The organism is Streptomyces sp. NPDC091412 (genome assembly GCF_044756885.1).
GTDB lineage: Bacteria > Actinomycetota > Actinomycetes > Streptomycetales > Streptomycetaceae > Streptomyces.
Map to the genome: position 1 here is coordinate 193730 of NZ_JBIVTV010000005.1, position 22061 is coordinate 215790.

Consider the following 22061-nt stretch of genomic DNA (forward strand, 5'->3'; position numbering starts at 1 on the left):
CACCACTCGCGCGACCACGCCCCCCGCCACGCACGACCCACGCACCAAAGGAGCATCAGCCCCCATGCGTATCGGAATCCTCGGCCTCGGCCGGATCGGCGCCTTCCACGCCGAGACCCTCTCCGGACTCGACACGGTCGAGTCGCTCGTCCTCGCCGACCCGTTCACGGACGCCGCCAAGACCGCCGCCGAGCGGTTCGGGGCGGAGGTGGCCGACTCGGCCGAGGCGGTCCTGGCCGCCGGGGTGGACGGCGTCGTCGTGGCCGCCGCGACCGACGCCCACCCGGCGCTGATCCTCGCCGCCGTCGACGCCGGTGTCCCCGTCTTCTGCGAGAAGCCGGTGGCCCGCACCATGACGGAGGGCGTCGAGGTCCTCAAGGCGGTCCAGGGCAGCGGTGTGCCCGTGCAGATCGGCTACAACCGCCGCTTCGACGCCGGTTTCGCCGCCGCCCGGGCCGCCGTGCGGGCGGGCGAGCTTGGGAGGCTGCACACCGTGCGGTCCACCACGCTCGACCCGGCGCCGCCGCCGGCCGCGTACATCGCCGCCTCCGGCGGGATCTTCCGGGACTGCTCGGTGCACGACTTCGACATCATCCGCTGGGTGACCGGGCGGGAGGTGACCGAGGTGTACGCCGTCGGCGGCAACCGGGGCGCCGACTACATCAGGGAGGCGGGCGACGCCGACACCACGGGCGCGGTGCTCACCCTGGACGACGGAACGATCGCGGTGGTCTCCAACAGCCGCCACAACGCCCGCGGTTACGACGTCCGCATGGAGCTGCACGGCTTCGAGGACTCGATCGCCGTCGGTCTGGACGACAAACTGCCGCTGCGCTCCGTCGAACCCGGGGTGAGCTTCCCCGCCGGCACCCCGCACGACTTCTTCATGGACCGCTTCACCGCCGCCTACCGCGCCGAACTCACCGCGTTCACCGAGGTCGTGGCCGGCCGGCTGCCCTCCCCGTGCACGGTCGCCGACGCCCTGGAGGCCGGCTGGATCGCCGAGGCCTGCACCCTGTCCCTCCACGAACACCGCCCGGTCCGCATCGATGAGGTACGCACCATCTGACCCACCGGGACGAGACCGCCGACGTGGACTCCATGGCCCCGGCGACCGGCCCTGCGGGCCCGTGTGAGGGGGCGTCCGGGTCGCGGCGCCGGCCTTGGGACCCGGGTGACCGACCCGGCGGGCCACGTGACCCGACCATGCGGCCCGCTGCGGGCCGCATGGTCAGGTGGACGGGCCCGCCCCCGCGAGTGCGGCGCGTTCGCGGGCCGTGCGGACCGTTGTCGAGAGGGTGGCGATGTCGTAGGCGCCGTGGTGGCGGCGGCCGTTGACGAAGAAGGTCGGGGTGCCGGAGACGGCGCTGAGGTCTGCCGACTCCACGTCGTCGGCCACCCGCTGCGCGCCCTTGCGCTCCCGCAGGTCCCGGCGGAAGCGGTCCATGTCGAGGCCGATCTGCTCGGCGTAGCGCAGGAGGTCCTTGGGGCTCAGGTCGCCCTGGTGGCTGATCAGGACGTCGTGCAGCTCCCAGAAGCGGCCCTGGCGGGCGGCGCCCTCCGCTGCCTCGGCGGCGAGCTGCGCGTTCGGGTGGACGTCGGTCAGCGGCAGGTGCCGCCAGACGTAGCGCACGTCGTCGCCGAAGTCGGCGAGCAGCTCCCGCACGACCGGCTCGGCGAGTCCGCAGTACGGGCACTCGTAGTCGCCGTACTCGACCAGCGTCACCGGGGCGTCGAGCGGCCCGCGGACGTGGTCGCGCTCGGGGTCGACGGGCTCGCCGAGGTCGACGATGACCCGGCCCCGGCCCAGCAGCGCGCGGGCCCGACGGCGCGGGGGCAGCAGGGAGAGGACCCCGGTCACCAGCCAGGTGACGGCGAAGGAGCACAGGACGGTCGCCAGGATGCCGATCTTCGCCTCCTCCAGCCGGGTCCCGCTGAAGGCGAGGGTGGCGATCAGCAGGGACACGGTGAAGCCCACCCCGGCCAGGCCGCCGCCCGCGGTGATGGCGCCCCAGCCGATCGGCGGGCGCAGCCGGCCGCGGCTCAGCCGCACGGCGAGCCAGGTGGAGCCGACGATGCCGATCGGCTTGCCGACGACGTAGCCGAGCAGGATGCCGACGGTGACGGGCGAGGTGAAGGCGTCCGCGAGCCGGGCCGCGCCGAGCGGGAGACCGGCGTTGGCCAGTGCGAACAGCGGCACGATGAGATAGCTGGTCCAGGGGTGGAGCATGCGCTGAAGCCGCTCGTTGGGCGACAGCGCGGTGGCCAGGCCCCGGCGCAGGGTGCGTTCCAGTTCGGGTGTGGGCTGCTCGCGGAAGCGCCGGAAGAGCCGGCTGGCGCGTTCCAGGGCGTGCCGCTGGGCCGGGTGGGCGTAGGTGAGCAGGCCCATGACCAGTCCGCTGACCACCGGGTCGACGCCGGAGCGCAGCAGCGCGCCCCACAGGACCAGGGCGACGAGCGCGTACACGACGGAGATCCGTACGCCGGCCACGCGCAGCGCCATCAGCACGGCGAGGACGCCGAACGCGGTGACCAGGGCGGGCACGTAGAGGGTCCCGCTGTAGGCGAAGGCGATGACGGCGAGAGCGAGGAAGTCGTCGGCGACCGTGACGCCGAGCAGGAAGACCCGCAGGCCGCCGGGCAGCCGGGAGCCGAAGACGGCGAGGATGCCGAGCGCGAACGCCGTGTCGGTGGACATGGCCGCGCCCCACCCCCGGGCGGTGGCGTGCCCCGCGTTGACGGCCAGGTAGATCGCCACGGGTACGGCCATGCCGCTGATCCCGGCGATCGCCGAGAGCGCGAGCCGCCTGCGCTCTCTCAGCTCGCCGATGTCGAACTCCCGGCGGGCTTCCAGGCCGACGACGAAGAAGAACAGCGCCATCAGCCCGCTGTTGATCCACTCCCGCAGTCCCAGGGAGACCCCGGTCGAGCCGACCATGAACGACACGTGGGTGCGCCAGAACGACTCGTAGGTTCCGGGCGAGACGTTGGCCCACACCAGCGCGGCGACCGCGGCGGCGAGCAGCACGGCGGCGCTGCCGGTCTCGGTGCGCAGGAAGGCGCGGAGCGGGCCGTGCGCGCCGGCGCCGCAGGCGCTCTGCCCGCTCATGGGCGGCTGTTCCGGAAGTGTGGTCGGGGCCCGGGACACGTCGTCACTCCATGGAGGGGCCGGTCACCGGGCGGCTGCCCGGGCCGGCAGGTCGAAGACGTGCTCCGGCGTGACGATCTTCGTGATCGCCTCGCCGAGCAGGGTGCTGGGCTCCGTCCCCTTGTCGTCGATGTCGCTGTTCAGCAGGACGACGAGAGTCGTCCGCGCCGGGGGGAGGTGGACCGTGAGGGACTCGTAGCCCGGCAGTGAGCCGTTGTGGCCGATCCAGCCCCGCACGTCGAGGATGCCGAGGCCGTATCCGGCGCCGGGGACCGAGGTCGGGAGTGTGGTGAGCCGCTGCTTCTGGGAGGCGGGGCTGATGAGCCTGGTGCCGTCGGGCAGGACGCCCGTGGCGACGGTGCGCGCCCATACGCGCAGGTCGTCGAGGTTGGAGACCATCGCTCCGGCCGCCCAGCCCCAGGAGGGGTTCCAGTCGGCCGCGTCCCGCACCTCGCCGTTCGCCGTCCGGTTCGTGTAGCCCTGCGCGTGCGGCCGGGGGAACCGCGCCCCGGCCGGGAAGAAGGTCTGGTCGAGTCCGGCCGGCCGCAGCACATGGGTGCCGAGGTAGTCCGCGAGCGTCCGGCCGCTCGCCTTCTGGACGACCAGGCCCAGCAGGATGAGGTTGGTGTTGCTGTAGTCGAACCTCCGGCCCGGTGGGAAGAGCACGGCGTGCTTGAAGGCGTGGGCGAGCAACTGGTTCGGGGTGAAGGGCCGGCGCGGATCCGAGGTCAGCGCCTTGCGGAAGCCCGCGTCGGCCGTGTAGTCGGGCAGTCCGCTGCGCATCCCGGCGAGCTGTCGCAGGGTGATCCGGTCCCCGTTCGGCACGCCGGCGACGTACTTGCCGACGGGGTCGTCCAGGCCCACCTTGTGCCGGTCCACGAGGTGCAGCAGCGCCGTCACGGTGAAGGTCTTGGTCTCGCTGCCGATCCGCATGTACAGGTCGGGCGACATCTTCCGCCCGGTGCTCCTGTCGGCGACGCCGAAGGACTTGACGTACTGGCCCTGGTCCGGTGTCCACAGCCCCACGGTCACCCCGGGCACGCCCGCCTGCCGCATGACGCGCAGCACGGCCTGGTCGAGCTGCCGGACCACGTCGGGACTCAGTCTCCGCACCCCGGTCGGGGACAGCCCCGAAGGCGCGGCGGCGGCGACGGCGGGTCGGGTGGCGGGTCCGGCGGAGGCGGTCCCGCCGGTGGGCGGCACCACGAGGATTCCGACGGCGGCCGCGGTGACGACACCCCGTCGCAGTCGTGGACACGCATGGGTCATGCGCCGGCTCCAAGCGCGTGGGAACGAGCCCGCGGCCGTCCCGGACGAGCAGGGGACGAGGGGCCGCCGCGCGATTCCGTCGGCGTGCGCCGACGGAATCGCGCGGGCGATGACCCGCGCCGCACTTCAGCTTAGGAGCGCCCCCGCGGCACCGCCTGTCGGCGACGGCTACGCGCCCCGCCATACGTTGGCGAAGGCCGCGTCCTCGATGGCCCGGCGCTGGCGGACGGCCTCCAGTTCCATCACCGCGTCATGGACGACGGCGAGGACGGCGAGGACCGCGTCGTCGGTGACGCCCGACTCGGCCGCGGCCATCTCTTCGCGGATCCCGACGGCCGCGGCGAGGGTGAGCAGCACCGGCTCGTCGGCCGCCCAGCGGTAGCCCGCGCGGCGCCGCGCCTCGGTGTCGCTGAGGACCGAGCGGCCGCCCCGGAAGGGCAGCCAGCGGCTGCGTTCCCAGGTGACCTGGCCCTCCTGTTCCAGTGCGGTCAGATAGGCCCGGGCCAGGCCGCGCCCGCGCCGCCAGAGCCAGTCCTCCAGGGTTTCGTACGGCACCCGGCGCACCAGCGAGGAGGCGGCCTCGTCCAGCAGCCGGTCGTCGAGCTCCGGCAGGGGCCGCGGCACGATCCGGTCGGCGACCAGCTCCAGCACCTCGGCCCGCAGCAGGTCGTACGCCTCGGCGCCGGCCAGCGCCAGGGAGAGGTCCCCGCGCTCCAGCGACCGGCTGGGTTCCAGGTCCAGGGCGACGATCATCAGGTCACGCGCTGTGCTCATTACGCTCCCCGTCGAGGAGTTGCGCACCACTGCGCACCGGCGGCCGAACGCGATGTTCGGTGCTTCCCGTACGCCCCGACTGTAGCGCGGCGGGCGAGGCGCGCGGCGGGTGTCATCCGTACAGTGCCGGGCGTTCCGGCAGCTCCACCTCCACCCGGCCGCCCTCGGTCAGGGACCGGACGCCCGCCGCGCTGACCGCGGCCGCGGCGTAGCCGTCCCAGGCGGTGGGACCCGTGGCCGTGCCGTGGCGGACGGAGTCGATCCAGGCGCGCAGCTCGCGGTCGTAGGCGTCTTCGAAGCGTTCGAGGTAGTCCTGGGCGATGGTGCCGCCCCAGCGGCCCGCCGTCTGGGTGACCATGGCGTGGCCGTCGCCGACGCGGGCCGTGCCGCGCTCGCAGACGGCCTCGGCCTGGACCTGGTAGCCGAAGCCGCAGTTGACGAAGATCTCCGCGTCGGCGATGACGCCGCCGTCCGTCTCGAGGACGACGAACAGCGGGTCCTGCATGCCGTCGGGGGCGTCGCGGGACGGGGTGGGGCGCAGGACCGTCACCGCGGTGATCTCCTGGCCGAGCAGCCAGCGGGTCACGTCCATCTCGTGCACGAGCGAGTCGCTGATGAGCAGCTCGCCGGCCCATCCGGGCGGGGCGGCCACGTTGCGGTGGCGGTGGTGCAGCAGCAGCGGGCGGCCCAGCCGGCCGGTCCGCAGGAGCTGTTCGAGCCGGAGGTATTCCGGGTCGTAGCGCCGCATGAAGCCCACCTGGATGCGCCGCCGGCCGAGCCGCTGCTCGGCTTCGAGCACGCGCAGGGCGGAGGCCGGGTCCGGGGTGAGGGGTTTCTCGCACAGGACGGGCAGGTCGTGGGCGAGGGCGGCGAGCAGTGCCGCCTCGTGGGCGGGGCTCGAGGAGGCCACGAGCACCGCGTCGACGTCGGCCGCGGCCAGCGCGGCGGCCGGGTCGGTGTACGCGGCACAGCCGCCGGCGCGTTCCGCGACGGCCGAGGCGCGTTCCGCGTCGGCGTCCACGACGGCGCTGACCCGGGCCCCGCTGACGACCTCGTGGATCCTGCGCACGTGGTCGGCGCCCATCCGGCCCACGCCGATGACGGCGACGTTCAGCGTCGATGACCGGGCCATCGTCGTCCTTCCTCGGCGGGGTCAGGCACCGCAGGACTTGAGGAACCTGCGTGTGCGCACCGCGATGGGCAGCGGCTTGTCCGGCTCGCACGGGTACATGTCCTGCTCGACGATCGCGAAGAGGTCCACGCCGAGTCCCTGCGCAGCCGTCAGGACCGGTTCCAGCGCCGGTACTCCGACCGGCGGCTCGCACATGACGCCCCGCTGGACCGCCGGCCCGAAGGGGACCTCGTTCGCCACCACCTCGGCGAGGATCTCCGGGTCGACCTGCTTGAGGTGCAGGTAGCCGATGCGCTCGCCGTACGTCTCGATCAGCTTGACGCTGTCGCCGCCGCAGTAGGCGTAGTGCCCGGTGTCCAGGCAGAGGCTGACGAGATCGGAGTCGGTGGAGTCGAGGAAGCGCTCGACGTGGGCCTCGGTGTCGATGTGGGTGTCGGCGTGGGGGTGGACGACGATGTCGAGGCCGTACGTCTCCCTGACCTGGTGGCCGAGCCGTTCCATGCCCTGGGTCAGGTGCGCCCACTGCTCGCCGGTCAGCTCCGGCTGCTCCAGGATCTCCGCGGTCTTGTCGTCGCGCCAGAAGGAGGGGATGACGACGAGGTGGCGTGCGCCCATGGCCCGGGTGAGTTCGGCGACCTGGCTGACGTGTTCCCAGGTGGACGCCCACACCGACGGGCCGCGGTGCAGGCCGGTGAAGACGGTGCCCGCCGAGACCTTGAGGTTCCGCTTGGCCACCTCGTCGGTGAGCCGGGCCGGGTCGGTCGGTAGGTAGCCGTGGGGGCCGAGTTCGATCCAGGAGTAGCCGGCCTCGGCCACCTCGTCGAGGAAGCGTTCCCAGGGCACCTGCGCGGGGTCGTCGGGGAACCAGACACCCCAGGAGTCGGGGGCGGAGCCGACCCGGATGCGGTCCAGCACGGGGGCCATGTCATCAGTTCCCTTCGGTGGGTGCCGGTGCGGGCGCGGTGGGCGCGGCGAGGTCCTCCGCCTCCGGGAGCTCCTCGGTGTCGACACCGCGGACCTGCGACAACTCGTGCTTGAGGGCGGCGAGTTCGGTGCCGCCGGCCATGTGGTGGGTCAGCTCCTCCAGGCCGACGTCGCTGCGGCCGGCACTGAGTTCGAGGGTGCCGAGGCGCAGCACGCTGAAGTGGTCGCCGACCATGTAGGCGTGGTGGGGGTTGTGGGTGATGAAGATGACGCCGAGGCCGCGGTCGCGGGCGGCGGCGATGTACTTGAGGACCACACCGGACTGCTTGACGCCGAGGGCGGCGGTGGGCTCGTCGAGGATGAGGACGCGGGCGCCGAAGTGGACGGCGCGGGCGATGGCGACGCACTGGCGCTGGCCGCCGGAGAGGGTGCCGATGGGCTGTTCCAGGTCGTCCAGGACGATGCCCATGTTGCGCAGTTCCTCGTCCGCGGTCCGCTTCATCCGGGCGATGTCGAGTCGGCGGACGGGCCAGGGGCCCTTGGTCATCTCCGAGCCGAGGAAGAAGTTCCGCCACACCGGCATGAGCGGGACGGTCGCGAGGTCCTGGTAGACGGTGGCGATGCCCTTGGCGAGGGCGTCGCGCGGGCTGGAGAAGCGCACCGGTTCGCCGTCGACGAGGAACTCGCCCTCGGTGTGCCGGTGCAGCCCGGAGATGATCTTGATGAGGGTGGACTTGCCGGCGCCGTTGTCGCCGAGCACGCAGGTCACGTGCCCCGGGTGGACGGCGAGGTCGACGCCGTGCAGGGCGCGGATGTTGCCGTAGGACTTGCCGGCGCCGCGCAGTTCGACGACGGGCCCGTCGTGCGCGGGCGGGGTGTCGGGGAGGACGGCTCCGTGGGCCGCCGCCTTGTCGGTCGTCATGTCGGTCACCTCCGGGTCGCCGTACGCCGGACCCACAGATTGATGAGGACGGCGCCGAGCAGCATCACGCCGAGGAAGGCCTTGAACCAGTCGGGGTTCCAGCCCGCGTAGACGATGCCCTGGTTCACCATGCCGAACATGAAGGCGCCGAAGACGGGGCCGATGGCGGAGCCGTAGCCGCCGGTGAGCAGGCAGCCGCCGATCACGGCGGCGGCGATGTAGATGAGCTCCTGGCCGACGCCCTCGCCGGACTGCACGGTGTTGAACGAGAACAGCTGGTGCATGCCCGCGAACCAGGCGCCGAAGCCGACCAGCATGAACAGGGTGATCTTGGTGAAGGTGACGGGCACGCCGACCGCGCGGGCGCTGTCCTTGTTGCCGCCGACCGCGAAGATCCAGTTGCCGTACTTGGTGCGCAGCAGGACCCAGGTGGCCAGTGCGGCGAAGACCAGCCACCACACCACGGTGATCTTCACCTCGACACCGCCGACGTCGAAGGACGAGGCGAAGACGGCCTTCGCCTGCTCGAAGCCGTCCATGTCGCTGATGTCGTCGGTGGCGACGTTGCCGGTGACCAGTTTGGTGACGGCGAGGTTGACGCCCTGGAGGATCAGGAAGGTGCCCAGGGTGACCAGGAAGCTCGGCAGGCCGGTCTTCACCAGCATCCAGCCGTTGAAGGCGCCGACCCCCAGCGACACCGCCAGGGCGACGATCACACCCGCCCACACGTTCATCGTGAGCTGGTAGCTGAGCATGCTCGCGGTGAGCGCCGAGGTGATCACCGCGACACCGGCGGAGAGGTCGAACTCGCCGCCGATCATCAGCAGCGCCACCGGCAGGGCCATGATCCCGATGGTCGACGACTGGTACAGGACCGTCGCCATGGAGCCACCCTGGCGGACCGAGGGCGCGACAGCGAGGAAGAACACGAGCACGGCGACGGCGCCGAGGAAGACCCCGACCTCCGGGCGGGCCAGCAGCCTGAGCGCCAGCGGGCGCCGTACGGTTCGGCCGTCGGTCTGCTGGGAGCCGGGAGCCGGCGGTGTGCTCACCGCCGGTGCGGCCTGCTGGGACATGTCACTCATCGTGTGCCCTTCGCGGCGAACCCCGCGATCTTCTCGACGTTGGACTTGTCGACGAAGGCCGGTCCGGTGAGCACCGGCTGCTCACCGCCGCCGCTGTAGTTGCCGTTGTTCTTGTACAGCCACAGGCCGTCCACGGCCAGGTAGCCCTGGAGGTAGGGCTGCTGGTCGACGGCGAACTCGATGTCGCCCTTCTTGACGGCGCCGGCCAGCTCCTTGTTGAGGTCGAAGGTGGCGACCTGGGCCTTGCTGCCCGCGTCGCCCACCGACTGCACCGCGGTCATCGCGACGGGGGCGCCGAGGGTGACGACGTGGTCGACGGAGCCGTCCTGCTTGAGCTTGGCGGTGATCGTCGACTTCACCGACGGCATGTCCGCGCCGTTGACGTAGAGGTTCTCGATCGAGCCCTGGAAGGTCTTCTTCACGCCGTCGCAGCGCTGGGTCAGGCCGACGTTGCCCTGCTCGTGGATCACACAGACGGCCTTCTTGGCGCCGACCTCGTTCAGCTTCTTGCCGAACGCCTCGCCCGCCACCGACTCGTCCTGCCCGAAGAACTCCAGCAGGTTGAGCTTCTTCCAGTCGTTCAGGCCGGAGTTGAGTCCGACCACGGGTATGCCGGCCTGCTCGGCCTTGGCCAGCACGCTCCGCATCGCCTCCGGCTTGGCGAGGGTGACGGCGATGCCGTCGACCTTCTGGTCGATGGCGTTCTGGACGAGGTTGGCCTGGGTACCGGCGTTGGGGTCGGCGGAGTAGACCAGCTTGATGTTGTCCTTGGCGGCGGCCGCCTCGGCACCCTTGCGGACGATGTCCCAGAAGGTGTCGCCGGGTGCCTGGTGGGTGACCAGCGCGACCGTCATCCGGGGCGTGCCGGCCTTGCCCGCGGTGCCGCCGCCGTCCCCGCCCTCCTCGGCCTTCTTTCCGCCCGAGCCGCTGGAACAGCCGGCGAGGGCCAGGGCCGCCGCCGCGGTCACGGCCACGAGGGGGGCGACTCCGCGGGAGCGGCGAGAAGAGCGGTCCATCTTTCCTGCACCTCACTGTGGTTCGGGGAAAGCTCGGGGAGAACTCGGGAAACTCGGGGGAGGGTAGGGCATCGGGAGGTTCGGGGCCCAGGGCCGGCAAGGACGGATCCGGGGCCGTGTGCCGCTTGCGCGGCTGGTGCGTTGGGACCGGATCCAATCCCCTGGCGCGCCCGCTGTCAATACTTTGTTAAGACATCCGTTCACGAGCTAGTCCGAATGTAAGAACAAACTCTTGACAGTGTGGCCGTCCGCGTCCTACATCTGGGAGGCGGCAGGCCCCGGGATCCGTGTCCCCACCGTCGCGGGGCCCCCTGGGATCCGCACCCCAGCCCAGCCCGAGGAGCGTCGCGCATGGCAGAGCCCGCTGAGTCCGCCCAGTCCTTCGACCTGATCACCATGGGACGCATCGGAGTCGATCTCTACCCCCTGCAGTCCGGCGTACCCCTGGCCCGCGTGGAGACCTTCGGCAAGTTCCTCGGCGGTTCCGCGGCCAACGTGGCCGTCGCCGCGGCCCGGCTCGGCCGCTCCAGCGCGGTGATCACCCGCACCGGCGACGACCCGTTCGGCGCGTATCTGCACGAGGCGCTGAAGGACTTCGGCGTCGACGACCGCTGGGTCACGCCGGTCGCCGCGTACCCGACCCCGGTGACCTTCTGCGAGATCTTCCCGCCGGACGACTTCCCCCTCTACTTCTACCGCCGGCCCAAGGCCCCGGACCTGGAGATCCACACCGACGAGCTGGACCTCTCCGCCATCCGCGCGGCCCGGATCTTCTGGATCACCGGCACCGGCCTGAGCGAGGAGCCGAGCCGCTCCGCCACACTCGCCGCCCTGGCCGCACGCGACAAGGCGGGCACCACCGTCTTCGACCTCGACTGGCGCCCGATGTTCTGGCCGGATCCCGCCCGGGCCCGCCCGTACTACGCCGAGGCGCTGCGGCACGCCACCGTGGCGGTCGGCAACCTCGACGAGTGCGAGATCGCCACCGGCGTGCGCGAACCCGAGGCCTGCGCCGAGGCGCTGCTGGCGGCCGGTGTGGAACTGGCCGTCGTCAAACAGGGCCCCAAGGGCGTCCTCGCGGTGCACCGGGACGGCAGCCGGGCCGAAGTCCCGCCGGTGCCCGTCGAGGTCGTCAACGGCCTCGGCGCGGGCGACGCGTTCGGCGGCTCGCTCTGCCACGGCCTGCTGTCCGGCTGGGACCTGACGACGGCCATGCGGTACGCCAACGCGGCCGGCGCCCTCGTCGCCTCCCGCCTCGCCTGCTCCTCCGCGATGCCCACCCGTGCGGAGGTCGACGGCCTCCTCACGCGAGCCACTGCCTGAACGGAGCCTCCTCTTGAGCCTCAGCATCCCCGACCTGACCGCGGTCCGTGCCCGGCACCCCGAGGCCGTCGCGGAGGCGGCCGCGCACCGGGTGCGCCGCCCGCTGATCGGCGACAGCGGCCGGCTGATGATCGTGGCCGCCGACCACCCCGCCCGCGGCGCGCTCGGGGTCGGCGACCGCAGACTCGCCATGGCCAACCGGGCCGACCTGCTCGAACGTCTCTGCGTCGCGCTGTCGCGGCCCGGCGTCGACGGGGTGCTCGCCACCGCCGACGTCCTGGAGGACCTGCTGCTCCTCGGGGTGCTCGACGGCAAGGTCGTCATGGGCTCGATGAACCGCGGCGGCCTGTCCGGCGCCTCCTTCGAGATGGACGACCGCTTCACCGGGCACCGCGCCCGCGACATCGCCCGGCTCCGCTTCGACGCGGGCAAGCTGCTGCTGCGCATCGACTACGACGACCCGGGCTCACTCACCACGATGGAGTCCACCGCGCGGGCCGTCGACGAGATGGCGGAGCTGCGCCTGCCGGTCTTCGTCGAGCCGTTCATCGCGCGCCGCGCCGGCGGCAGGGTCGCCAACGACCTGTCCGCCGAGGCCGTCACCCGCTCCATCGCCATAGCGTCGGGCCTGGGCGGCACCTCCGCCTACACCTGGCTGAAACTGCCCGTCACCGAGAATCCGGACGACATGGCCGAGGTCCTGCGGACCTCCACGCTGCCGGCCGTGCTGCTCGGCGGCGAGATCGGCGACGACCAGGAGGGTGCCTACGAGCGCTGGCGCAAGGCCCTCAGACTCCCCACCGTGCAGGGCATGGTCGTCGGCAGGTCACTGCTGTACCCGGCCGCGGGCAGTGTGGAGAGCGCGGTCGACACGGCCGTGAGCCTGCTGTGACCGGGCCCTTCCGGTCCGGGCCTTGCCCCGGCCCCGTCCACGCTCTGCCCCGGGCCCGCCGCGGCCTCGCCCCCGCTCCGGTCCGGGCCCGCCCCGGCCCGCCCGTGCTCCGGCCGTGACACCCGTGCTCCAGCCGTGATCCGCCGTGATCCGCCGTTGTCCCGCCGCGACAAGGAGGCATTTCGTGACCAGCCCCTACCACCTCCCCGCCGGAAAGGCCCTCGCCGGCCCCTACGTCGTGGACGTGAGCCCGGAGTCCGCCGGCTGGGGCCACGCCGGCCTGCGCGTCCTGGAACTGCCGCCCGGCGGCTCGCACACCTTCGAAACCGGCGACAGCGAGTGGATCGTGCTGCCGCTCAGCGGCGGCTGCACGGTCGCCGCCAATGACGATTTCGGCAGTGACACGTTCCAACTGGCCGGACGCGAGAGCGTGTTCAGCGGTGTGAGCGACTTCGCGTACGTACCCCGCGACGCCCGCGCGACCGTCTCGTCCACCGGCGGCGGACGGTTCGCGCTCACCGGCGCCCGCTGCGCCCGGCGCCTGCCCGCCCGTTACGGTCCGGCGTCCGGCGTACCGGTGGAGCTGCGCGGCACCGGGAACTGCTCCCGCCAGGTCAACAACTTCGGCGCGGCCGCCCCCTCCGGAGGCGCTGAGGGGCAGGGTTTCGAATGCGACAAGCTGATCGCCGTGGAGGTGATCACCCCGGGCGGCAACTGGTCCTCCTTCCCGCCGCACAAGCACGACGAGCACCGGCCGGGCGAGGAGTCGGTCCTGGAGGAGATCTACTACTTCGAGTTCGCCGCCCACGACGGCACCCCCGGCCTCGGGTACCAGCGGGTCTCCCCGTCCGGTCCCGGCCGGGAGACGGACGTGCTGGCCGAGGTGCGCGGCGGTGACGTGGTCCTGATCCCGGACGGCTGGCACGGGCCGTCGATGGCCGTGCCCGGCCACCACATGTACTACCTCAACGTCATGGCCGGACCGGACGCCGAGCGCGCCTGGCTGATCTGCGACCACCCCGACCACGCGTGGATCCGCGGCACCTGGCCCGAGCAACCCGTCGACCCCCGCCTCCCCCTGTACACCGCCCCTTCCCCGTGAGGTCACGATGAGCCATTCCACGATCCGCCTCACCGCCGCCCAGGCGCTGGTGCGGTTCCTCGCCGCCCAGTACACCGAACGGGACGGCGTGCGGCACCGGCTGATCGCCGGCACCTGGGGCATCTTCGGCCACGGCAACGTGGCCGGTCTCGGACAGGCGCTGATGGAGGCGGGCGAGGACGTCATGCCGTACCACCAGGGCCGCAACGAGCAGGCCATGGTGCACGCCGCGGTCGGGTACGCCCGGCAGCGCGGCCGGCTGTCCACGCAGGCGGTCACGACGTCCATCGGACCGGGCGCCACCAACCTCGCCACGGGTGCGGCCCTGGCCACGATCAACCGCCTCCCGGTGCTCCTGCTCCCCGGCGACTACTTCGCCTCGCACGCCGCCGACCCGCTGCTCCAGCAGCTGGAGCACCCCGTCGAGGCGGACGTGTCCGTCAACGACACCCTGCGCCCGGTGTCCCGCTGGTTCGACCGGATCACCCGCCCCGAGGCCCTGATCCCCTCCGCCCTGAACGCCATGCGGGTGCTCACCGACCCGGCCGAGACCGGGGCGGTCACCCTCGCGCTGCCGCAGGACGTGCAGGCGGAGGCCTTCGACTGGCCCGAGGAGTTCTTCGCCGAGCGGGTGTGGCGGGTACGGCGTCCCGCCCCGGACCCGGCCGAACTCGCCGACGCGGTACGGGCCGTGCGGGCCGCCCGGCGCCCGCTGGTCGTCGCCGGCGGCGGAGTCCACCACAGCGGGGCCGAGGACGCGCTGAAGGCGCTCGCCGACGCCACCGGCATCCCGGTCGCCTCCACCCAGGCGGGCAAGGGCTCGCTGCGCCACGACCACCCGGCCGACCTCGGCGGCATCGGCCACACCGGCACGGCCGTCAGTGACGACCTGGCCCGCACCGCGGACCTGGTCATCGGCGTCGGCACCCGCTACACCGACTTCACCACGGCCTCCGGCACGCTCTTCCAGAACCCGGACGTCCGGTTCGTCAACCTCAACGTCACCGCGTTCGACGCCCACAAGCTGGCGGCCACCACCCTCGTCTGCGACGCGCGGACCGGTCTGACGGCACTCACGGAGGCACTGGCCGGGCACCGTGTGGACGCCGGGTACGAGACCGGGTACCGCGCAGGCAAGGAGCGCTGGGAGCGGGTGGTCGAGGCGGCGTTCCGCGCCGACGACGACAGCGCCGTACCGACCCAGAGCCAGGTGCTGGGCGCGCTGGACGCGGTCGTGGGCGACGACGACGTGGTGATCAACGCGGCTGGCTCCCTCCCCGGTGACCTGCACAAACTGTGGCGGACCCGCTCCCCGCGCCAGTACCACCTGGAGTACGGCTACTCCTGCATGGGCTACGAGATCCCGGCCGCGATCGGCGTGCAGCAGGCCGCGCCGGACACGCCGGTGTGGGCGCTGGTCGGCGACGGCACCTACCTGATGATGCCGACGGAGATCGTCACCGCCGTCCAGGAGGGCCTGCCCGTCAACGTGGTGCTGGTCCAGAACCACGGGTACGCCTCCATCGGCGGACTGTCGGAGTCGGTGGGCGCCGAGCGCTACGGCACCGCCTACCGCTACCGCGCCGCCGACGGCTCCTTCACGGGCGCACCCCTCCCCGTGGACCTCGCCGCCAACGCCGCCAGCCTCGGCATGGAGGTGCTGCGCGCCAAGACGGTCGGCGAGCTGCGCCGGGCGCTCGGCGCGGCCCGCGCCTCCGACCGGCCGACGTGCGTCCACGTCGAGACCGACGTCGAGCGTCCCGCCCCGGCCGCTCCCCCGGCCGAGGCCTGGTGGGACGTGCCGGTGGCCGAGGTGTCCGCCCGTGAGCCCGCCGTCCGGGCCCGCGCGCGCTACGACCGCGAGGTGGCCGCCCGCCGCCGCCATCTGTGAAGGCGCCCCGGCCGGGGCCGCTCCAGCCCGTGTCCCACCCGACCCGAAGGGGGTGCCGCCATGGCGGCGACCGGTGACCGGTCCCGTCCCGGGACCGTCTGCGCGCTCGATTCCCTGGACTTCGCGCTGGACCGGGGCAGTCCGGTGCCGCTGTACCACCAGTTCGCCCAGCAGCTGGAAGCCGCGATCGAACGCGGGCTCCTCATCCCGGGGGACCTCCTGGGCAACGAGATCGACCTGTCCGCGCGCCTGGGCCTGTCCCGCCCCACGGTCCGCCAGGCCATCCAGTCCCTGGTCGACAAGGGCCTCCTGGTGCGGCGGCGCGGGGTGGGCACCCAGGTGGTGCACAGCAGGGTCAAGCGCCCCCTGGAGCTGAGCAGTCTCTACGACGACCTGGAGACGGCCGGGCAGGGACCGACCACCAGGGTGCTGCGCAACGAGCGGGTGCCCGCGACCGCCGACGTGGCCGCCGCGCTCGGCCTCGCGGAGGGCGCCGAGGTCACGGTGCTGGAACGGCTGCGGTTCACGCACGGCCAGCCGGTGGCCTTTCTGTGCAACCACCTGCCGGCGGCCCTGCTCGAACCGGACACCGCCCGGCTGGAGTCGACGGGTCTGTACCGCGTGATGCGCTCGGCGGGCATCACCCTCCACAGCGCCCGCCAGACCATCTGCGCCCGCGCGGCCACCGCCGAGGAGGCCCCCCTGCTCGACGAGCGGGAGGGCGCCGCCCTGCTCACCATGCAGCGCACGGCCTACGACGACACGGGTCGCGCGGTCGAGCACGGCACCCACGTGTACCGCGCGTCCCGGTACACCTTCGACTTCCAGCTGCTGGTGAGGTCGTGAAAGGGGCGCCACTGGTCCCCGAACATGATCAAGGGGATGTTCCGGATTCCTCCAAAACATCCCCTGACCTGCGACTCTTTCGAGTCGGGACGACAGGATTTGAACCTGCGACCCCTTGACCCCCAGTCAAGTGCGCTACCAAGCTGCGCCACGTCCCGGTGCGCGTTCGTGCGGTGAACCACGTGATCGCGCGAACGTCACTTTACCCCACCTCGGGGTCCGCGCCGAAAAGGGGCACGGGGTCGGGGACAATCGGCGTATGAGCGGCACTTCCTCCGACAGGCCGGCGGGCGCGCGGGACCGGGACAGTGAGGGGCGGGCGCGCAACGCGCGGCCCCGGGACGGGCTCGGGCGGCCCCTGCCGTACGACGCCGACGGTGTACCGAGGCAGCCCGAGGGCGTGGTGCGCACCCCGCCGGCGACGGTCGCCGAGGCTCAGGCACTGCTGGACGCGGGCAAGCCGTTCCACGCGCACGAGGTCTTCGAGGACGCCTGGAAGTCGGGGCCGCCGGCGGAGCGCGCCCTGTGGCGGGGGCTGGCCCAGCTCGCGGTGGGGCTCACGCACGCGGCCCGCGGCAACGTCACCGGCGGCGCACGGCTGCTGCGGCGCGGGGCGGGGGCGGTGGAGGGGTGGGTGGCGGACACCGGGGAGCGGACTCCGTACGGCATGGACGTGTCCGGGGTGGTGGTGTGGGCGCGGGAGCTGGCGGACGCCGTGGACAGCGGGGCGGCGGGTGCCGTGGACGCGGCGGAGCGGGCGCCTCGGCTGCGCGGCGGCGGGGCGTAGCCCGCGGGCGGCGTGAGCGGTGCCGGTAGCGGTCGGTGCGACGCCGGTGGACGCGTTGTCAGTGCCGTACGGCAGACTCGGGGCGTGCGAAAGATTCATGTGATCGGCATCGGCGCGGGCGACCCCGACCAGCTCACCCTCCAGGCTGTCAGGGCGCTGCGCGACACGGACGTGTTCTTCGTCCTCGACAAGGGCGAGGCGAAGTCGGACCTCGTACAGCTGCGCCGGGACATGCTTCGCACGCACATACCGGAGGGGACGTACCGCGTGGTGGAGGCGCGTGACCCGGAGCGGGACCGGACGGCGGGCGGTTCCGCCTACTCCCCCGCCGTCGGCGACTGGCGCAGCGCACGCGCGGACATCTACGAGCGGCTGATCACGGGGGAACTGGGCGAGGACGAGACCGGCGCGTTCCTGGTGTGGGGCGATCCGGCGCTGTACGACAGCACGCTCGGCATCCTCCAGGACGTGCTGGCGCGGGGCACGGTGGACTTCGCGTACGACGTGGTGCCCGGCATCAGCAGCGTTTCGGCCCTGGTCGCCCGGCACCGTACGGGGCTCAACCGGGTCGCCCGGCCCGTGCAGATCACCACCGGGCGGCGGCTGGCCGAGGGGTTCCCGGAGGGCGTGGACGACGTGGTGGTGATGCTCGACGCCCACCAGGCCTTCCGGCACTGCGCCGACCAGGACATCGACATCTACTGGGGCGCCTACATAGGCACCCCGGACGAGATCCTCGTCTCCGGCCCGATCGCCGAGGCCGCGCCACGCATCGAGCGACTGCGGGCCGAGGCACGCGAGCGCAAGGGGTGGATCATGGACACGTATCTGCTGCGCCGCAAGCCCGAGGGTCGGCCGGAGAGGGCGGAGTAGGCCGGACGACCCGGCCGAGGCGTTCCAGCACGGCCGCGACATCCGGCACGGCGGTCAGCCCTGGAGGCAGCGGCGGACGGCGTACGACGACGACCGGCAGCCCGAGTTCCCGCGCGGCCGAGAGTTTGGCCGCGGTGGCCGCTCCCCCGCTGTCCTTGGTCACCAGTACGTCGATGCGGTGCTCCCTGAGCAGCTCTGTCTCGCCGGCCACGGTGAACGGCCCGCGGGCCAGCACCACCCGTGTGTCCGGGGGCATCGGCGGCTCGGGCGGCTCGACCGACCGTACGACGAAGCGCGTCTCGGCCAGGTGGGCGAAGGCGGAGAGGCCCAGCCGTCCCGTGGTCAGGAACGCCCGGCGCCCGAGCCGCGGCAGCAGCTCCGCCGCGGCGTGCAGCGAGGCGACCGGGTGCCAGCGGTCCCCGGGGCCCGGCCGCCATCCGGGCCGGCGCAGGACCACCACGGGTACGCCGGTCGCCGCCGCGGCCCGCGCCGCGTTCCGCGTGATCGCCTCGGCGAAGGGGTGGGTGGCGTCGACGACTGCGTCCACGCGGTGCTCGCGCAGCCAGGAGGCCAGCCCCTCCGCCCCACCGAACCCCCCGACCCGTACCTCCCCGTCGAGCGCCCCCGGCCGCGTCACCCGCCCCGCCAGCGAACTGGTCACCCGCACCCCGTCCCGCGCCGCAAGCACCGTGGCCAGTTCACGGGCCTCGGCGGTACCACCGAGAACCAGGATGTGCGAGGACATGACATCGAGCGTAGGGGGTGACGGACGGGGCACGGCATCGGGGTGCGGCGACGAGGGCACGAGGTCCCGCCGGGCGACGGGCCTCTCCGCGTGCGGCGCGTGGCCTCATACGCGTGCGGCGCGCGCATCACCCCCGATTCGAACCCGCGATTGCCGCGATTCGGCATCGCGCCGCGCGCGGCATCGCATACCGGCGCTGCGTGGCGCGACGCGCCGCGGAGGCGAGCGTGCCCGCACGCCCATCGGCCTGGCCGTCCCGGCTACGGCTCCGGCTCCGGCTCCGGCTACGGCTACGGCTACGGCTACGGCTACGGCTCCGAGGCCTGCCCTCAAGACCCGCGGTCCATCGCGCGTCGGGCGGGCGCGCCCGGCCGCGGAGCAGCAGGCGCGAGGCGCCCAGAGGCTGAGGCGTGGTCGGCGTGGGAGCCCCGGGAAACGGATGGGCGGGCTCAACGCTGCCCGGCTCGGCGCAGGCCGTGTTCGGACAGGGGGCCCACCGACCAGCCGGCGTCGTGGCAGACGTGGAGAAGGCCGGGCAGGGCGCCGAGGGTTGCCTGCCAGGAGTCGGGGGCGGAGGCCTGGTCGGTGTCGTGCAGGAGGATCGTGCCGCCGCCGCGCAGGTCCGCGGTGACGGTCGTGCGGACCGAGGCGGGGGTCGCGTCCGCCGTCCAGTCGCGGCCCCAGGCGGTCCACAGCACGGGGCGCAGACCCGCGCGCCGGGCGGCGGCCCAGCGGCCCGCGGTGAGAATGCCGTAGGGCGGGCGGTACCACCGCGGCCGCAGGCCCGTGGTGTCGTGCACGGCGCGGGCCGCCCGCGCGGTCTCCCGGACGTCCCGGGCCGGAGCCGGCAGCCAGGGGCGGCTGTGGGTCCAGCCGTGCACGGCGAGCTCGTGTCCCCGGTCCGCGATGTGCCGGGTGAGGCCGGGGAAGCGGGCCACTCTCTCGCCCAGGACGAAGAACGTGGCGCGTACGTGCAGCCGGTCCAGCTCGTCCAGGAAGTGCGGCGTGGAGTCCGGGTCCGGGCCGTCGTCGAAGGTCAGTGCGACGTGGTCGGGGCGGCCGGTCCCGGCGAGGCCGGGAAAGCACAGGGCCCGGAAGCGGGGCAGCCAGGTGGCCGCCGGGACGATGTGGGCGGCCGCGACGGCGGCCACCGGCGTGAGGGCCGCCAGCGCGGTGCGCGCGGGACGGCTGCCTGGCTCTGCCACCTGCCGACTCCTCCTCACCGGTGCTCTGCCCGCCACCTGCCGGGTCCTCCTCGTGCTCATGGCCTCACGGGTGCTCCGCCTGCGCCCTTCCCGGACCGGAGGCCGCGCCGACCGCCGATTCCGCGTCCCACTTGCCCGACACGGCGGGGGAACGGGACAGACCGACCGTCCCCGCCGCGAGCAGACCGATACCTATCGCCTCGGGCACCATGCGTACGCCCAGGGCGATGTGTTCCCCGAACAGCGCCCATCCCAGCGCCATGCTCGTCAGGGCGTCGCCGAGGGTGAGGGCGGGCTGGGAGGCGACGAGCGTGCCCGCCCGGAAGGCGCACTGGAGCAGTCCGAAGGCGGCCAGCCCGGTGATCGCCGTGGCGTACGGCGTCCAGTTCGACAACAGCGTGGCCAGGCCCTGCGGATAGAGGCCCGTCACCTCCTTGAGCAGGGCGGCCGTCGCCGCGAACAGCACGGCCGAGGCCAGACCGAGCACGGCGGCCCGGGGCGGGCCCTTGACCAGCCGCGCCACGCCGATCAGCAGGAGCACCAGGCACGCCAGGGCGACGCCGACGGGGATCCAGCGCGCCGCCTCGGCCGTGTCGCGTCCGGCGGACGGCGAGGCGGCGCCGAGGAAGACAGCCAGTCCGGCGGCCAGGGCGAGGAAGGACAGCCAGGTGATCCGGGCCGGCCGCCGGCGGAAGACGATGCTGCCCATCGCCAGCGTGAACAGCAGTTCGGTCGCCAGCAGGGGCTGGACGAGTGACAGGCTCCCGACGGCCAGCGCCGCGGCCTGCAACACCGCGGACACAGCCAGCATGGCCGCCCCGGCCAGCCAGAAACGCCGCCGCCTGACCGTGACGGCGTGCGACGTACGCGCGCCGACCGGTCCGTGTCCGCCCTCCGCCGCCGGGGGGTCCGGGCCGCCGCCCTCCCCGCGCCGGTCCGGCGTCCCGCCCGCCGTACCGCCGGTGCGCCGGTCGCCCCCTCCCCCGCCCCCCGGCGTCTCCGTCGCCGCGCGCCTCATCAGTACCGAGGCCGCGGCGTTGGCGCACGCGGCGAACAGTGCGAGGACGATGGTGAGCGCGTTCACCCCGTGCGTCACCCGAACCGTGCGGCGAGGCGGCGGTACAGGGCGGGCGCGGCACCGCGCACCCGGCCCGGCAGCCGGGTCCAGCCGGGGACGTACACCTCGTCCCGGCCACGCGACACCGCCTCCCACACCGCGTCGGCGACCCGGCTCGCCGGGACGGGCCGGGGCCGGGAGCGCCGGTAGGGCACTCCGCGGCGGTCGAAGAACGGCGTGTCGACCACCCCGGGCACCACATGGCTGATGCCGACCCCCGTGCCGCGCAGTTCGTAGCGCACGGCGTCGGCGAAGGCGCCCAGCGCGGCCTTGGCGGCGGAGTAGACGGCCTCGTCGCGGACACCGACCGTGCCCGCCAGGGAGCCGATGATGACCACGCGGCCCGTGCCCTGCCTGATCATCTGGGGCAGCAGCAGCCGGACCAGGCGCAGCGTCGCCAGCACGTTGACGTCGAACAGCTCGTCGATGGCAGGCTGCGGCATGGTGCTGAACGGCCCGGCCCACCCGATGCCCGCGCCCGCCACCAGCAGGTCGACGCGGCCGACGCTGTCGAGCGCGAACTCCGCCAGTCGCCGCTCGGCGCCCTGGCCGGACAGGTCCGCCGGGAAGGCCACGGCCGAGGTGCCCCGGGCGACCTCCTCCAGCCGGGCGCGGTCGCGCCCGTTGAGCACCAGGCGCCAGCCGCCCTCCGCGGCGAGCCGCCGTGCCACGGCCGCGCCGATCCCGGACGAGGCCCCGGTCACCAGCGCGCCCCCGCCCGGCGCCGCGGCACCGCCGGTCCGGCCGGGCGCGGCGCTTGGCGCCACCGGTGCCTCGACCGGCGTGCCGGAGCCGGACCGTACGCGGGAGGGGGCGTGGGACATCGGGACGCACCTCGAGGATCGGACGGACCGAGGGCCGCCGGTGCGGCCCCGGCGGTACGGGACGGCCTCCGGGCTGGTGAAGTATCCCGGAGGCTGTGCCCGAAACGTGGGACGGGCCCAAGGGTGTGCCCGTTCGTTTGACTGCGGTGGGTGAGGGTTACTCACTTCCAGTGTCGTCCGAATCGT

Annotated in this window: 20 protein-coding genes and 1 tRNA gene; 8 read left to right on the plus strand and 13 right to left on the minus strand. The window is 73.4% G+C overall.

All coding sequences use genetic code 11. The features are described from left to right. Nucleotides 1-64 precede the first annotated feature (64 nt). Complete coding sequence (locus tag ACIQMV_RS15615) at nt 65-1069, plus strand: Gfo/Idh/MocA family oxidoreductase (RefSeq protein WP_402593141.1); 1005 nt, start codon at nt 65-67, stop codon at nt 1067-1069. A 162-nt stretch (nt 1070-1231) separates the two neighbouring features. Here ACIQMV_RS15615 and nhaA read toward each other — a convergent pair whose 3' ends face one another. The 8 genes from nhaA to ACIQMV_RS15655 form a co-directional block, all read right to left on the minus strand. Next, the gene (gene nhaA / locus ACIQMV_RS15620) at nt 1232-3109 is read right to left on the minus strand and encodes a Na+/H+ antiporter NhaA (RefSeq protein ID WP_402593143.1); all 1878 of its coding nucleotides are present in this window, start codon (nt 3107-3109) and stop codon (nt 1232-1234) included. 63 nt (nt 3110-3172) lie between these two features. Beyond that, nucleotides 3173-4417, minus strand: coding sequence for a serine hydrolase domain-containing protein (locus ACIQMV_RS15625; protein ID WP_402593145.1), 1245 nt, complete (start codon nt 4415-4417; stop codon nt 3173-3175). Between the two features lie 168 nt (nt 4418-4585). Then, entirely contained in the window at nt 4586-5191 is a 606-nt protein-coding gene (locus tag ACIQMV_RS15630) for a GPP34 family phosphoprotein (protein WP_402593147.1), read from the minus strand. A 112-nt stretch (nt 5192-5303) separates the two neighbouring features. Further along, nucleotides 5304-6323, minus strand: a complete 1020-nt coding sequence (locus ACIQMV_RS15635) for a Gfo/Idh/MocA family protein (protein WP_402593149.1) — start codon at nt 6321-6323, stop codon at nt 5304-5306. A 21-nt stretch (nt 6324-6344) separates the two neighbouring features. Continuing rightward, nucleotides 6345-7247 carry a sugar phosphate isomerase/epimerase family protein gene (locus ACIQMV_RS15640; RefSeq protein ID WP_402593151.1) on the minus strand — a complete coding sequence of 301 codons (903 nt, stop codon included), beginning with the start codon at nt 7245-7247 and terminating at the stop codon, nt 6345-6347. A 4-nt stretch (nt 7248-7251) separates the two neighbouring features. Further along, complete coding sequence (locus ACIQMV_RS15645) at nt 7252-8169, minus strand: ATP-binding cassette domain-containing protein (RefSeq protein WP_225080224.1); 918 nt, start codon at nt 8167-8169, stop codon at nt 7252-7254. A 5-nt stretch (nt 8170-8174) separates the two neighbouring features. Continuing rightward, complete coding sequence (locus ACIQMV_RS15650) at nt 8175-9254, minus strand: ABC transporter permease (protein ID WP_141356106.1); 1080 nt, start codon at nt 9252-9254, stop codon at nt 8175-8177. Continuing rightward, complete coding sequence (locus tag ACIQMV_RS15655) at nt 9251-10270, minus strand: sugar ABC transporter substrate-binding protein (RefSeq protein ID WP_141356108.1); 1020 nt, start codon at nt 10268-10270, stop codon at nt 9251-9253. The genes ACIQMV_RS15650 and ACIQMV_RS15655 overlap by 4 nt, the downstream gene beginning before the upstream one ends. A gap of 351 nt (nt 10271-10621) precedes the next feature. Here ACIQMV_RS15655 and iolC point away from each other — a divergent pair, with 351 nt between their 5' ends. The 5 genes from iolC to ACIQMV_RS15680 all read left to right on the plus strand — a co-directional run bounded on the left by iolC (nt 10622) and on the right by ACIQMV_RS15680 (nt 16324). After that, on the plus strand, nt 10622-11593 hold the full coding sequence (gene iolC, locus ACIQMV_RS15660) for a 5-dehydro-2-deoxygluconokinase (RefSeq protein ID WP_402593154.1): 972 nt from the start codon (nt 10622-10624) through the stop codon (nt 11591-11593). Nucleotides 11594-11606: 13 nt separating this feature from the next. Further along, nucleotides 11607-12485, plus strand: a complete 879-nt coding sequence (locus ACIQMV_RS15665; RefSeq protein ID WP_141356112.1) for a deoxyribose-phosphate aldolase — start codon at nt 11607-11609, stop codon at nt 12483-12485. 184 nt (nt 12486-12669) lie between these two features. Further along, a complete protein-coding gene (gene iolB / locus ACIQMV_RS15670) occupies nt 12670-13587 on the plus strand; it encodes a 5-deoxy-glucuronate isomerase (protein WP_402593156.1) in 918 nt (305 codons plus the stop codon). 7 nt (nt 13588-13594) lie between these two features. Then, entirely contained in the window at nt 13595-15478 is a 1884-nt protein-coding gene (iolD, locus tag ACIQMV_RS15675; RefSeq protein WP_402593157.1) for a 3D-(3,5/4)-trihydroxycyclohexane-1,2-dione acylhydrolase (decyclizing), read from the plus strand. Between the two features lie 60 nt (nt 15479-15538). Then, complete coding sequence (locus tag ACIQMV_RS15680; RefSeq protein WP_402593159.1) at nt 15539-16324, plus strand: GntR family transcriptional regulator; 786 nt, start codon at nt 15539-15541, stop codon at nt 16322-16324. Nucleotides 16325-16408: 84 nt separating this feature from the next. Here ACIQMV_RS15680 and ACIQMV_RS15685 read toward each other — a convergent pair. Further along, nucleotides 16409-16482: transfer RNA gene (locus ACIQMV_RS15685), tRNA-Pro, on the minus strand. A gap of 101 nt (nt 16483-16583) precedes the next feature. On the opposite strand from ACIQMV_RS15685, the gene ACIQMV_RS15690 reads away from it, so the two are divergent. Beyond that, nucleotides 16584-17111 (plus strand): DUF309 domain-containing protein, encoded by a 528-nt coding sequence (locus ACIQMV_RS15690; RefSeq protein WP_402593160.1) that lies wholly within the window; start codon nt 16584-16586, stop codon nt 17109-17111. A gap of 84 nt (nt 17112-17195) precedes the next feature. Beyond that, entirely contained in the window at nt 17196-17984 is a 789-nt protein-coding gene (gene cobF, locus ACIQMV_RS15695) for a precorrin-6A synthase (deacetylating) (RefSeq protein ID WP_402593162.1), read from the plus strand. Here the strand turns inward: cobF and ACIQMV_RS15700 are convergent. The 4 genes from ACIQMV_RS15700 to ACIQMV_RS15715 all read right to left on the minus strand — a co-directional run bounded on the left by ACIQMV_RS15700 (nt 17926) and on the right by ACIQMV_RS15715 (nt 21875). Continuing rightward, nucleotides 17926-18729 (minus strand): cobalt-precorrin-6A reductase, encoded by an 804-nt coding sequence (locus ACIQMV_RS15700; RefSeq protein WP_402593164.1) that lies wholly within the window; start codon nt 18727-18729, stop codon nt 17926-17928. The genes cobF and ACIQMV_RS15700 overlap by 59 nt on opposite strands. Nucleotides 18730-19178: 449 nt before the next feature. Next, the gene (locus tag ACIQMV_RS15705) at nt 19179-19934 is read right to left on the minus strand and encodes a polysaccharide deacetylase family protein (RefSeq protein ID WP_402593166.1); all 756 of its coding nucleotides are present in this window, start codon (nt 19932-19934) and stop codon (nt 19179-19181) included. Nucleotides 19935-19998: 64 nt separating this feature from the next. Beyond that, a complete protein-coding gene (locus ACIQMV_RS15710; RefSeq protein ID WP_402593168.1) occupies nt 19999-21018 on the minus strand; it encodes a DMT family transporter in 1020 nt (339 codons plus the stop codon). Between the two features lie 8 nt (nt 21019-21026). Next, complete coding sequence (locus ACIQMV_RS15715) at nt 21027-21875, minus strand: SDR family oxidoreductase (RefSeq protein ID WP_141356131.1); 849 nt, start codon at nt 21873-21875, stop codon at nt 21027-21029. Nucleotides 21876-22061: the final 186 nt, after the last annotated feature.